The sequence below is a fragment of the Reinekea marinisedimentorum genome (assembly GCF_004341165.1).
Classification (GTDB): domain Bacteria; phylum Pseudomonadota; class Gammaproteobacteria; order Pseudomonadales; family Natronospirillaceae; genus Reinekea; species Reinekea marinisedimentorum.
Window position 1 is genome coordinate 246,329 of record NZ_SLZR01000002.1, and the last position, 11,488, is coordinate 257,816.

Genomic DNA, 11,488 nt, shown 5'->3' on the forward strand with positions numbered 1-11,488 from the left:
CCGGTAGCGAACCAAGCGCAAAACATGGATAATGCGGATCCTTTTCTTATAGCCAAATCCCCCGTTCCGGAGTTTTACGTTTCATGAAACCGCAAATCACCCTATTGCTTGAATCTGCAGCAAATCAATTGAAATCTGAGGGCGTTATTCCTCAGGATCACGCCGTTCGCGTATCAGTTGACAACACCCGGGACAAAGCACACGGCGATCTGGCAACCAATCTGGCAATGACACTGGCCAAGCCCTGCAAAAGTAATCCGCGCGCCATTGCTGAAAAGATTATCGCGGCCATTCCCGATAATCAGCTGATTGAAAAGATCGAAATTGCCGGCCCCGGCTTTATTAACTTTTACCTTTCCGGCGCGTCCAACGCCGAGGTGGTCGCGCAAATTCTTGAAGATGGTGCCCAGTTCGGCTGGAACATCAACGCCGCTGGCAAGAAGGTGCAGGTGGAGTTTGTATCCGCCAACCCAACCGGCCCACTGCACGTGGGTCACGGCCGTAACGCCGCCCTGGGAGATTCCCTGTGCCGCATCATGGAAGCCAACGGCTGGGAACCCACCCGAGAGTTCTACTACAACGACGCCGGTGCCCAGATCGACAACCTGGCGCTGTCTGTGCAATTACGCTGCAAAGGCTTAACGCCGGATGACGAAGGCTGGCCGGAAGATGGCTACCGTGGCGAATACATTATTGATATCGCCAAGGCGTACATGGCCGGCGAAACCGTCCATGCCGACGATAAAGAAGCCACCGGCGCAAAAGATGTGGATAACCTCAACGCCATCCGCGAATTTGCCGTGGCCTACCTGCGCCACGAACAGGATTTAGACCTGAAGGCGTTCGATGTCGATTTCGATATCTACTTCCTGGAAAGCTCGCTGTACAGCGGCGGCCTGGTGGAGCAAACTGTTAAGCAATTAACAGACAATGGCTACACCTACGAAAACGACGGCGCCATGTGGCTGAAGACCACCGAATTCGGTGACGATAAAGACCGCGTCATGCGCAAGAAAGACGGTGGCTATACCTACTTCCTGCCGGATGTCGCCTACCACAAGAATAAGTTTGAGCGTGGCTTCGACCGCGTCATTAACGTTCAGGGTGCCGACCACCACAGCACCGTGACCCGCGTACGCGCCGGCCTGCAGGCACTGAACGAAGGCATCCCGCAGGGCTTCCCGGATTACGCCCTTTACCAGATGATTCTGGTGACCCGCGGCGGTGAAGAAGTGAAGCTTTCGAAGCGTGCCGGCAGTTATTTAACGCTGCGCGACCTGATCGAAGAAGTGGGCCGCGATGCCACCCGCTACTTCCTGATTTCCCGCAGCTGCGGTGCACAGATCACCTTCGATATCGATCTGGCGCGTTCCAAGAGCAATGAAAACCCGGTGTACTACATTCAGTATGCGCACGCCCGAATTCACGGCATGCTCAGCAAGCTGGCCGAAAGTGATCTAACCTTCGACCAGAAGGCCGGCCTGGCTGCTCTGAGTAACCTGGAACTGGACGCCGAGCGTGAGCTGATTACCCAGCTGCGCCGCTTCCCGGATGTGGTCGTTTCTGCTGCCGACTCGCTGGAACCCTCAATGGTCGCCACCTACCTGAAAGATCTGGCCGGCCTGTTCCACAGCTACTACAACAGCAACAAGATGCTGGTTGAAGAAGATGATATCCGCAATGCCCGACTGGCGCTGTCCAAGGCTGTCGCCCAGGTCATTGCCAGCGGCCTGCACCTATTGGGTGTCAGCGCACCGGAATCCATGTAACGGAAGCTCAGTATGGCAAGAGATTTTGCAAACAAGCCGCGCCCGGAGCCTAAACGCAGCCGGGTGCCGCGCTGGGTGTGGGTGTTTACCTTTGTCGTCGCCACCGGTTTTGTGGGCTTTTTGTACTTTTTAAGCCACGTCCCCGAAGAAACCGGCGGTGCCGAAGCGGTGCGTGAACAACTTACCGCGGCGCTGGAAAACACCGAGAAGCCGGCCCCCAAAGCAACCACCGAAACACCCAAGCATGAAACGCTGCAGGATTTAAAAGACAAAGCAGAAACCATGAAGAAGGCGTTTGAGTTCTATGAACTGCTGGAAAACGAAGAAGTCTCTATCGACCTGCCCAGCGATGCCAACCGCGAAGTAACCCCAGGCAGCGCGGCCAGCAGAGAAGCAACGGTAACCGAAGAGCCGACCAGCTGGATTATACAGGTGGCCTCGTTCCGCAGTGTCGCCGATGCCGATCGCGCCCGCGCCGAGCTGATTCTGAACGGCCTGCCCAGCGCTGAGATTCAGTCGGTCGAAGTGGCCGGCAAAGGCACATACCACCGTGTTGTCGTTGGCCCGTTCGAACACCGGCCATCGTTAAACAAGGCGCAGGATATCCTCGCCGACCTAAACTACCAGCCGCTGGTGAAGAAGCTTTAATGAATAAATACGGCCTGCTTCCGGAAAGCGGCAGGCCGTTCAGCTCTCTCGAATAACCGCAATTTTTGTAAACCTGCCTTTAATCCTGCCCAAACATCCCCACATATCTGGCTACACTCACAAACAGGCAAAAATGCTATGACTACTATTGTTGCGGTGCGCCGCAATGACCAGGTTGTTGTTGCCGGCGACGGCCAGGTTTCCCTCGGCAACACTGTTATGAAGGGCAATGCCCGTAAAGTTCGCCGCCTTTATCACAATAAGGTAATTGCAGGTTTCGCAGGCGGCACCGCCGATGCCTTTACCCTATTTGAAAAATTTGAATCTCACCTGCAGCAGCACAGCGGTCATCTGACCCGCGCTGCTGTAGAGCTGGCCAAAGAATGGCGCAGCGACCGCGCTCTGCGACGCTTAGAAGCGATGCTCATCGTCGCCGATGCCGAAGCCTCGCTGATCATCTCCGGTACCGGGGATGTGGTCGAACCCGAGCATGGCGTCATTGCCATCGGTTCCGGCGGAAACTATGCGTTTGCAGCCGCACGCGCGCTGTATGAAAACACCGAACTGGATGCCAAAACCATTGCAGAAAAATCTCTGGCTATGGCTGGCGACATTTGCGTCTTCACCAATCACAACGCCGTGATTGAAGTGCTTTAAGTACGCGCTCACCGAATTTTCAGGAAACCATCATGTCAACAATGACCCCAAGAGAAATTGTTCACGAACTGGATAAGCACATCATCGGCCAGGATGAAGCCAAACGTGCTGTCGCCATTGCGCTGCGTAACCGCTGGCGCCGTATGCAGCTTGATGAACGCATGCGTGAAGAAATCACGCCAAAAAACATTCTGATGATCGGCCCAACCGGTGTCGGTAAAACCGAAATTGCCCGCCGCCTGGCCAAGCTGGCGAATGCGCCCTTTATTAAGGTTGAAGCGACCAAATTCACCGAAGTAGGCTATGTTGGCCGCGATGTTGAATCCATCGTGCGAGACCTCGCCGAAACCGGCATCAAGCTGTTCCGCGAACAGGAAATGAACGCCGTTCGCCCACGCGCGGAAGACGCCGCCGAAGACCGCATTCTGGATATTCTGTTGCCACCGGCACGATCCGGCTCCGGCGAAAACGACACCTCAGACTCGAACTCCAGCACCCGTCAGGTTTTCCGTAAAAAGCTGCGTGAAGGTCAACTGGACGATAAAGAAGTGGAAATTGATGTCTCTGAATCTGCAGCCGGCGTAGAAATTATGGCGCCTCCGGGCATGGAAGAGATGACCAGCCAGCTGCAGAACATGTTCTCTAACCTTGGCAGCGGCAAGACTAAAAAACGCAAAGTCAAAATTAAAGAAGCCCTGAAGCTGCTGACCGATGAAGAAGCCGCACGCATGGTCAACGAAGATGACCTGAAGCAGCGCGCACTGGAAGCGGTTGAACAGAACGGCATTGTCTTTATCGATGAGATCGACAAGATCGCCAAGAACGAAAACCGTGGCGGTGGTGAAGTCAGCCGCGAAGGCGTTCAGCGCGACCTACTGCCACTGATTGAAGGCAGTACCGTCAATACCAAATACGGCATGGTGAAAACCGATCACATCCTGTTTATTGGCAGTGGCGCGTTCCATTTCTCCAAGCCGAGCGATCTGATCCCGGAACTGCAGGGCCGTATGCCTATTCGCGTGAACCTGAACGCACTGACGCCAAACGATTTCAAACGCATTCTGACCGAGCCCAACTACAGTCTGACAGACCAGTACAAGGCACTGATGAAGGCCGAAGAACTGGATGTGGAATTCACGGACGACGCTATTGAAGCCATTGCCTCAACGGCCTTCCAGGTCAACGAGAGCACTGAAAACATTGGCGCCCGACGCCTGCATACCATTCTGGAGCGGTTGTTTGAGGAGATCTCCTTTAACGCCAGCGAACGCAGCGGTGAAAAGCAGGTTATCGATGCCGACTATGTGAATAACTCACTGGGTGAACTGGTTCAGAACGAAGATTTGAGCCGCTTTATTCTTTAAATTGCCTTTTCAAAAAGCCGACAATTGTGTCGGCTTTTTAATTTGATAATAAGCCTCCCCCTTTGCGAACAGGCAGCAATGTGAAAAGGATTCTCACATCTTCAGTTATCTTTCTCTTTAGTATAACTGCTGCAGCTTGTAGCTATTTCAAGCCCGTACCGGAAATTTCACCGGTTGAAGATGAATTCCAGGTTTATTCAGATTCCCGGATTCTCTACAAGCAAGGCATGGAAGAACAGGCAGGGCTTATTGCCTCTGTTATAGATTCATCCATCCAGACAATAGAACAGGTGCATCAGAAGCCGTTCACATCGAAGGTCACTGTTCATATTTGCGACACGCCCAAATGCTTTGCCCGCTACACGAAACTAAACGAACGAATCTCAGCCGCGGTTTATAAAACCGGACTTTTCTTGTCACCACGAGCGTTCGAAAACAATCGTTATGAAATATTCTTAACGCATGAACTCTCCCATCTGCACCTGTTTCAGCAGATCCCGCTTTATAAAACCATTTACATTCCTCAATGGTTTCACGAAGGTTTAGCAGTTTACGCTTCAAACGGAGGTGGTGCCGATTTTGTCAGTGAAGAAAAGGCAATTACATTCTTAGCAGAAGGTAAGCATATTATGCCATTGGAGAAAGCCGGCTTGTTTGGGAAAGGCGGTTTATGGGGAAATCGCTTGCCTACAAATTACCCTACTCTGGAAGATGGCGTTATCCAGCAGCATATGAGCTATCGACAAAGCGCCTTATTCGTTAAGTACTTGAATAAAGATAAAAAAGTACCCGCTTTACTAAGGCTTCTGGAAAACGGCGATTCTTTTAAAGCAAGTTTTGAAAGAGTTTATGGAGTCGATGTTCAGGATGAATGGAATGCATTCACCGGGCAACTTGATAAGTGATATCACATATGCCACCATCTAGTCATGATTAAGGTTGTTATTGATACCAGCGTACTTATTAGTGCACTCATCGGTAAAACAGGACCTGCAAGAGCGGTTCTGCGGGCTTGCCTGACCGGAAAGTACAATCCATTGATGAGTACAGCGCTGTTTTTAGAATATGAAGATGTCAGTCACCGCGAAGACATAAGGGAACTTTGTCCACTGAGTGATGATGAGATCAATCAGTTACTTGCGGCGTTTTATGCCGTTTGTGATTGGGTGCCGATTCATTATTTATGGCGACCAAATTTGAAAGATGAGGGAGATAACTTTTTAATTGAAGCGGCGGTCGCTGGTGGCGCACGCTATATTGTAACGAATAACATAAAAGACCTGATGGGTGCAGAACTAAAATTCAGAGATTTACACATAGTCAAACCCGAACAGATGTTAAGGAGTGATTGAAATGTCTACTCTAACCGTTCGTCTGCCTGACGATAAACACAATCGTTTAAAAGCACTGGCGGCCTATAAGAAAATTAGCCTGAATAAGCTTATTGAAGAAATATCGACTCAGGCTATTGCCGAGTTTGATACGGAAGTTCGCTTTCGGGCAATGGCGGCCACCGGCGATCCTGAAAAAGGATTAGAGCTTTTGGATAAGCTAGATTCTCACTTTAGCAGCTAGTGGCGGATATCCCCCCGGTAAAACCACCCCAATTTACCTTTGCTTGGTGTACTCGCCACTGCCTTATTGTATTGATCACACCGTCAGTAAGACGAATAATGCCAGCCTATTTCATTGGGAGATAAGTGATGGACGCCAAACCCGTCAGCATAGATTTCAACCGCGAAAAGCAAATTCTGACCATCGTCTGGAGCGATGAAAGCACCTTCGAATATTCGTCGGAGTTCCTTCGGGTTTACTCGCCCTCTGCCGAAGTGCGGGGTCACGGCCAGGGCCAGGAAACACTTCAGGTGGGTAAGAAAGACGTCAGCATCAAAGACTTAAAACCCGCCGGCCGCTACGCATTAAAGATTGTTTTTGATGATGGTCACGACAGCGGTATTTACGACTGGAAATACCTGTACCGCATCGGTGAAAAACAAGATTTTTACTGGCAGGACTACCTGCGCCGCCTGGAAGAAGCCGGTGCCAAGCGGGAAGCAACCTTCATCAATATCACTCAGCTTTGAACCGGATAACCAAAAGAAGACGCTATGAAATATAAAGACCTTCGTGATTTTCTGTCTCAGCTTGAACAGGCCGGGGAGCTGATCCGTGTTAAAGATCCCGTTGACCCAAACCTGGAAATGACCGAATTCTGCGATCAGGTATTGCGCAAAAAAGGCCCGGCGGTGCTGTTCGAAAACCCGATTGGTTTTGATATGCCGACGCTGGGTAACCTGTTCGGCACGCCGGAACGGGTCGCCATGGGCATGGGGGCCCAATCCACCGAAGAGCTGCGCGAGATCGGCAAGCTGCTGGCTTACCTGAAAGAGCCGGAACCGCCCAAGGGTGCAAAAGACCTGTGGGAAAAAGCGCCCATCCTGAAGAAAGTGCTGAGCATGGCACCCAAGGTACTGAAGAAGGCACCGGTGCAGGAAAACATCGTTAAAGGGGATGACGTCGACCTGACTCGACTGCCTATCTGGACCTGCTGGGAAGGCGATGCTGCACCACTGGTCACCTGGCCGCTGGTAATTACCCAAGGCCCGAACGGCGGCCGAACCAATTTGGGGATTTACCGGCAGCAGCTGCTCGGCAAGAACAAACTGATTATGCGCTGGCTTTCGCACCGTGGCGGCGCGCTGGATTTCGCCGCCTGGCAAAAGGCACACCCGGGCGAACCCTTCCCGGTTGCCGTCGCGCTAGGGGCCGACCCGGCAACGATTCTCGGTGCGGTTACACCGGTGCCCGACACCCTGTCTGAATACGCCTTTGCCGGCCTGCTGCGCGACAGCCGAACCGAACTGGTGAAGTGCCAAACACATGAGCTGATGGTGCCGGCAAGCGCGGAGATTATTCTGGAAGGCTATCTGTACCCCGGCGAAACCGCGCCGGAAGGCCCCTATGGTGATCACACCGGTTACTACAACGAGGTCGATAGCTTCCCGGTCTTCACCATTGAGTGCATGACCTACCGTAACAACCCTATTTACCACAGCACCTACACCGGCCGGCCACCCGATGAACCGGCCGTTCTGGGTGTTGCGCTGAACGAAGTCTTTGTACCGATCCTGCAGAAGCAGTTCCCGGAGATTGTCGATTTTTACCTGCCGCCGGAGGGCTGTTCCTACCGTATCGCGGTCATCAGCATGAAGAAGCAGTATGCCGGCCACGGCAAGCGTTTAATGCTGGGTACCTGGTCTTACCTGCGCCAGTTTATGTACACCAAGTTCGTGATTGTGGTCGATGATGATGTCGACCCGCGGAACTGGGAAGACGTAATCTGGGCCATTACCACCCGCATGGACCCGGCACGCGATACCACACTGGTCGAAAACACACCGATTGACTACCTCGACTTCGCCAGCCCAATTTCCGGTTTGGGCTCAAAAATGGGCCTGGATGCCACCAACAAATGGCCGGGTGAAACCGAGCGTGAGTGGGGCCGGCCAATTGAACGCAACCAGGCAGCTCATGAGCGAATGAAAGAGCTACTGAGTAAACTGAAGGTTTGAGCCCAGCCGGGCTCCCTTTACACCCCTGTAATTGATTCGTACCACCCTTTTCATAATAAATTAATGCCTACTCTCTGGTATTTCAGATTTGCACGACTATAATTCTGACCACTCGGTCAACTAACAGAATTACTTACTATGCAAACCCTAGAAATATATGGCTACCTCGGATCAATTCTCGTCGCCGTCTCTTTAATGATGTCTAACATTGTCTGGCTGCGATGGATCAACCTGGTCGGCGCGTCAGTGTTTTCCAGCTACGGCATACTGATTGGCGCCTGGCCGGTTGCCATGCTGAATGGCTTTATTGTGCTGATTGATATTTACCACCTGCACTACATTTACTTCCGCGCACCGAAGCTGAAAAAGACGACGCACATGCACGCTTCAGACCCCTATATCGTTGATATTCTCAGTCTGAAATGGCCGGCCCTGAAAAAGATGGCAGGCGATGCCAAGGTTAAAATCACCTTTGAAGGCAGCGAGCCGAAATCTTACGAAGTGATCTCTTAAGGCCGTTCTGCCTCCTACCATCTGCTGATTCGGCTCTTCGCGCGTTATTAATGAGTATAATGTCTATGGACATTTATCATTCGCGCGAGGAACCGGATTTGGCGACCACATCAGCGACAGTACACGATATTCAGCAACTCAGCGGCAACGTTTGGCGCGTTCATCTAAAACCCCTGTCGAAATATCCGTTTAAAGCGGGCCAGTATACGGAGCTGGTTATTGAAGGCTTCAGCTATCTGTACTTCACCATCGCCAGCTCGCCAAAGCAGCCTTGTATTGAATTACACATTCAGGGCGGCTCGGAAACCAGCGATAACCTGATCGCCTACCTGCAAAGAGAAGACACCGTTGAGCTAAACCCGGCATCGGGAAATTGCTCGCTGGATAAACTTGCGGAATCCAACAGCCCACTGCTTTTGATCGCTTCCGGCACCGGCTTTGCGCAAGTGAAGGCCATTGTCGAAGACCTCATTCATCAGCGCTCGAAGCGGCCAACCTACATCTACTGGACCAGCTACAACCTGAGCCACCTTTACATGTTGAAAAAGGCCGAACAATGGGCCGAAGACTTCACCAACATCCATACCACAGCGCTGATTTCGGAACAGAGCCACTGGGACGACAAGCACAAGCTACTGGTGCACGGCATTTTTGCCGACCATGAGGATGACCTCGCTCAATGCCAGGCCGTCACCTGCGGATCGCCGGAAATGGTCTACGCGGTTTACGACATGCTCACCGCAAAAGGCTTTAAGGCCGACCATATGATCAGCGATGTATTCGACTTTGCCCCTCGAGAGAGTAAATGAACACCGCGGAAATACTCAAAACCTTTGGCCTTGAACCGCGCGAAACCCGCATCTACCTGGCGCTGCTGGCCTCCGGCCCTGCATCCATCCGTGATATCGCCGATCGCGCCAGCATCAACCGCGGCACCACCCACGAGCTGCTCAAGCGCATGCAGCAGAAAGGCATTGTCAGCCTGTTCCCCAAAGGCAAACGTCGTCATTTTAGTGCCGAGCCGCCCTCCCGGCTGAAAGAGCTGGCGCTGAAGCATCAGGATCAGGTCACCGAAGCCATGGAGTTGCTTGAAGAAAAGGTGATTCCGCAGCTGGCCCACCTGCAACCGGCCTCCGGCAATGCCGATGTTCACTACTATGAAGATGACGACGGTATTGAGTTGGTATTGAAAGACATTCTTTCCACTGTCAGCGAACAGCAGGAGCGCAGCTATTGCGTCTATTCTGCCAAGGCCATCCGCAAGCACCTGTACCGGCCATTTCCCAACTATACCCGTCAGCGAGTCAAGCTGGGGATTAACGTCAAAGTGATAGCGATAGGCGAAGGCGGTGAAGAAGCCGAGCTCGCTGACCGTAAATGGATTGATGAAGAGTCCAGCGAGAATGCCGGCTCTTACATCGCCATTTACCCACCCAAGGTGGCGCTGATCTCGCTCAGCGAAGGAGATCTGCCCACGGCAGTGGTGATCCAGTCACCCACCATTGCCAAAACCCATCAGGTTATTTTTGATACGCTCTGGAATTCGCTTTAGGGGTGGGATGTGAGGCGTTGGATGTAAGACGTGAGAAGTATCAGCGCTACCTGGCGGAACTTTCTGCGCCGGTGCTGTTAGATGCTAGATGCTGGATGCTGGATGCTGGATGCTGGATGCTGGATGCTGGATGCTGGATGCTGGATGCTGGATGCTGGATGCTGGATGCTGGATGCTGGATGCTGGATGCTGGATGCTGGATGCTGGATGCTAATCAGGTTGCGACAATAAAAAGGCTCTTTCAAATGAAGGAGCCTTTTTATGAGCGTTACTCGGGCATCGCAAAGCCGTCAGGCAAGAGTTCAGCAACCGTCCACTGCTTTTTATCACCACCTTTATTCACTGCGATGACTTTGGCATCCTGCGCTAAAAACTCGCTCATCACCTGCCGGCAAGCGCCACAGGGTGAGAACATCTGATCATGCGGTATGTATAAAACCAGCTCTTTAATATCACCGGGTTTATAACCCTGAGCAACCGCGCTGGAAATGGCATTGCGCTCGGCACAAAGTGTCATACCGAAGCTGGCGTTTTCAACATTACTGCCCGGAATCATCGTGCCGTCTTTCAGCAAAATTGAAGCCCCTACCTGGAAATTGCTGTAAGGCGCATAGGCATTCGCTGCACCCTCTTTTGCAATTGGCAATAACAGGTCAAACGTTTCAGACATAGCGTTACCCTTACTCGGTTGGCATTACAGCTGAGTGGCTGCTTCCAGTGTAATTTCAATCATGTCATTAAAAGTATTCTGACGTTCGTCGGAGCTGGTCGCTTCACCACGCAGAATATGGTCACTCACGGTCAGTACCGTCAGTGCGTTCGCACCGTACTCGGCAGCAACACCGTATAGGCCAGCGGCTTCCATTTCTACTGCCAGAATGCCCATCTTCGCCAGCGTATCGAAAATACCGTCGACCGGGGTATAGAACAGATCAGCAGAGAAGACGTTACCCACTCGTACCGGCAGGTTTGCCGCACGAGCCGCGTTTACGGTTGGCTCCAGCAGGCTGTAGCTTGCGGTGGCAGAGAAATCATAACCGGCCAAGCGCGCACGGTTAACAGCAGAGTCGGTACTTGCACCGGAGGCGATGATCACGTCACGCAGATTGATGTCTTGGTGAATGGCACCACAGGAACCGACGCGGATCAGGTTCTTAACGCCAAACTCAGTAATCAGCTCTTTCGCGTAAATGGAAATAGAAGGGATGCCCATGCCGGACCCCATGACGGAGACTTTTTTACCCTTATATTCACCGGTAAAACCGAACATGTTGCGCACATCGTTCACCTGAACAACGTTGCTTAAAAATGTATCGGCAATGTACTTGGCGCGCAGTGGGTCACCGGGCATTAAAACTGTTTCTGCAAATGCACCCATTTCGGCTTTGATATGTGGAGTTGCCATGCAATTTT

At 52.2% G+C, this 11,488-nt stretch carries 14 protein-coding genes; 12 read left to right on the top strand and 2 right to left on the bottom strand.

Annotated elements, in window-relative coordinates:
• Positions 1-83 precede the first annotated feature (83 nt).
• The 12 genes from argS to BCF53_RS03460 all read left to right on the top strand — a co-directional run bounded on the left by argS (position 84) and on the right by BCF53_RS03460 (position 10,075).
• A complete protein-coding gene (gene argS, locus BCF53_RS03405; RefSeq protein WP_132699900.1) occupies positions 84-1,769 on the top strand; it encodes an arginine--tRNA ligase in 1,686 nt (561 codons plus the stop codon).
• 12 nt (positions 1,770-1,781) lie between these two features.
• Positions 1,782-2,417, top strand: coding sequence for an SPOR domain-containing protein (locus BCF53_RS03410; RefSeq protein WP_132699902.1), 636 nt, complete (start codon positions 1,782-1,784; stop codon positions 2,415-2,417).
• A 138-nt stretch (positions 2,418-2,555) separates the two neighbouring features.
• The gene (hslV, locus tag BCF53_RS03415) at positions 2,556-3,074 is read left to right on the top strand and encodes an ATP-dependent protease subunit HslV (protein ID WP_132699904.1); all 519 of its coding nucleotides are present in this window, start codon (positions 2,556-2,558) and stop codon (positions 3,072-3,074) included.
• Positions 3,075-3,103: 29 nt separating this feature from the next.
• Positions 3,104-4,438, top strand: coding sequence for an ATP-dependent protease ATPase subunit HslU (gene hslU / locus BCF53_RS03420; protein WP_341539403.1), 1,335 nt, complete (start codon positions 3,104-3,106; stop codon positions 4,436-4,438).
• 80 nt (positions 4,439-4,518) lie between these two features.
• Positions 4,519-5,343 carry a hypothetical protein gene (locus BCF53_RS03425; protein WP_132699908.1) on the top strand — a complete coding sequence of 275 codons (825 nt, stop codon included), beginning with the start codon at positions 4,519-4,521 and terminating at the stop codon, positions 5,341-5,343.
• A 24-nt stretch (positions 5,344-5,367) separates the two neighbouring features.
• Positions 5,368-5,790: a putative toxin-antitoxin system toxin component, PIN family gene (locus BCF53_RS03430; RefSeq protein ID WP_132699910.1), complete on the top strand. Its 423-nt coding sequence runs from the start codon at positions 5,368-5,370 to the stop codon at positions 5,788-5,790.
• A gap of 1 nt (position 5,791) precedes the next feature.
• A complete protein-coding gene (locus BCF53_RS03435; RefSeq protein ID WP_132699912.1) occupies positions 5,792-6,013 on the top strand; it encodes a toxin-antitoxin system HicB family antitoxin in 222 nt (73 codons plus the stop codon).
• A gap of 128 nt (positions 6,014-6,141) precedes the next feature.
• The gene (locus BCF53_RS03440) at positions 6,142-6,522 is read left to right on the top strand and encodes a gamma-butyrobetaine hydroxylase family protein (RefSeq protein WP_132699914.1); all 381 of its coding nucleotides are present in this window, start codon (positions 6,142-6,144) and stop codon (positions 6,520-6,522) included.
• Between the two features lie 24 nt (positions 6,523-6,546).
• The gene (gene ubiD / locus BCF53_RS03445) at positions 6,547-8,010 is read left to right on the top strand and encodes a 4-hydroxy-3-polyprenylbenzoate decarboxylase (protein WP_132699916.1); all 1,464 of its coding nucleotides are present in this window, start codon (positions 6,547-6,549) and stop codon (positions 8,008-8,010) included.
• Between the two features lie 138 nt (positions 8,011-8,148).
• Positions 8,149-8,523, top strand: a complete 375-nt coding sequence (locus BCF53_RS19285; protein ID WP_207902636.1) for a hypothetical protein — start codon at positions 8,149-8,151, stop codon at positions 8,521-8,523.
• A 98-nt stretch (positions 8,524-8,621) separates the two neighbouring features.
• Positions 8,622-9,332: an NAD(P)H-flavin reductase gene (locus tag BCF53_RS03455; RefSeq protein ID WP_165901794.1), complete on the top strand. Its 711-nt coding sequence runs from the start codon at positions 8,622-8,624 to the stop codon at positions 9,330-9,332.
• Positions 9,329-10,075, top strand: a complete 747-nt coding sequence (locus tag BCF53_RS03460; RefSeq protein WP_132699920.1) for a TrmB family transcriptional regulator — start codon at positions 9,329-9,331, stop codon at positions 10,073-10,075. The genes BCF53_RS03455 and BCF53_RS03460 overlap by 4 nt, the downstream gene beginning before the upstream one ends.
• Positions 10,076-10,343: 268 nt before the next feature.
• Here the strand turns inward: BCF53_RS03460 and cdd are convergent, their stop codons facing one another.
• Entirely contained in the window at positions 10,344-10,745 is a 402-nt protein-coding gene (gene cdd, locus BCF53_RS03470; protein ID WP_132699924.1) for a cytidine deaminase, read from the bottom strand.
• A gap of 24 nt (positions 10,746-10,769) precedes the next feature.
• Positions 10,770-11,480 carry a purine-nucleoside phosphorylase gene (gene deoD, locus BCF53_RS03475; RefSeq protein ID WP_132699926.1) on the bottom strand — a complete coding sequence of 237 codons (711 nt, stop codon included), beginning with the start codon at positions 11,478-11,480 and terminating at the stop codon, positions 10,770-10,772.
• Positions 11,481-11,488: the final 8 nt, after the last annotated feature.

What these genes read in the sequence shown, in the direction of transcription:
- argS (WP_132699900.1), top strand. Translation starts at nt 84, where the DNA reads ATGAAACCGCAAATCACCCTATTGCTTGAATCTGCAGCAAATCAATTG.
- BCF53_RS03410 (WP_132699902.1), top strand. Translation starts at nt 1,782, where the DNA reads ATGGCAAGAGATTTTGCAAACAAGCCGCGCCCGGAGCCTAAACGCAGC.
- hslV (WP_132699904.1), top strand. Translation starts at nt 2,556, where the DNA reads ATGACTACTATTGTTGCGGTGCGCCGCAATGACCAGGTTGTTGTTGCC.
- BCF53_RS03430 (WP_132699910.1), top strand. Translation starts at nt 5,368, where the DNA reads ATGATTAAGGTTGTTATTGATACCAGCGTACTTATTAGTGCACTCATC.
- BCF53_RS03435 (WP_132699912.1), top strand. Translation starts at nt 5,792, where the DNA reads ATGTCTACTCTAACCGTTCGTCTGCCTGACGATAAACACAATCGTTTA.
- BCF53_RS03440 (WP_132699914.1), top strand. Translation starts at nt 6,142, where the DNA reads ATGGACGCCAAACCCGTCAGCATAGATTTCAACCGCGAAAAGCAAATT.
- ubiD (WP_132699916.1), top strand. Translation starts at nt 6,547, where the DNA reads ATGAAATATAAAGACCTTCGTGATTTTCTGTCTCAGCTTGAACAGGCC.
- BCF53_RS19285 (WP_207902636.1), top strand. Translation starts at nt 8,149, where the DNA reads ATGCAAACCCTAGAAATATATGGCTACCTCGGATCAATTCTCGTCGCC.
- BCF53_RS03460 (WP_132699920.1), top strand. Translation starts at nt 9,329, where the DNA reads ATGAACACCGCGGAAATACTCAAAACCTTTGGCCTTGAACCGCGCGAA.
- cdd (WP_132699924.1), bottom strand. Translation starts at nt 10,745, where the DNA reads ATGTCTGAAACGTTTGACCTGTTATTGCCAATTGCAAAAGAGGGTGCA.
- deoD (WP_132699926.1), bottom strand. Translation starts at nt 11,480, where the DNA reads ATGGCAACTCCACATATCAAAGCCGAAATGGGTGCATTTGCAGAAACA.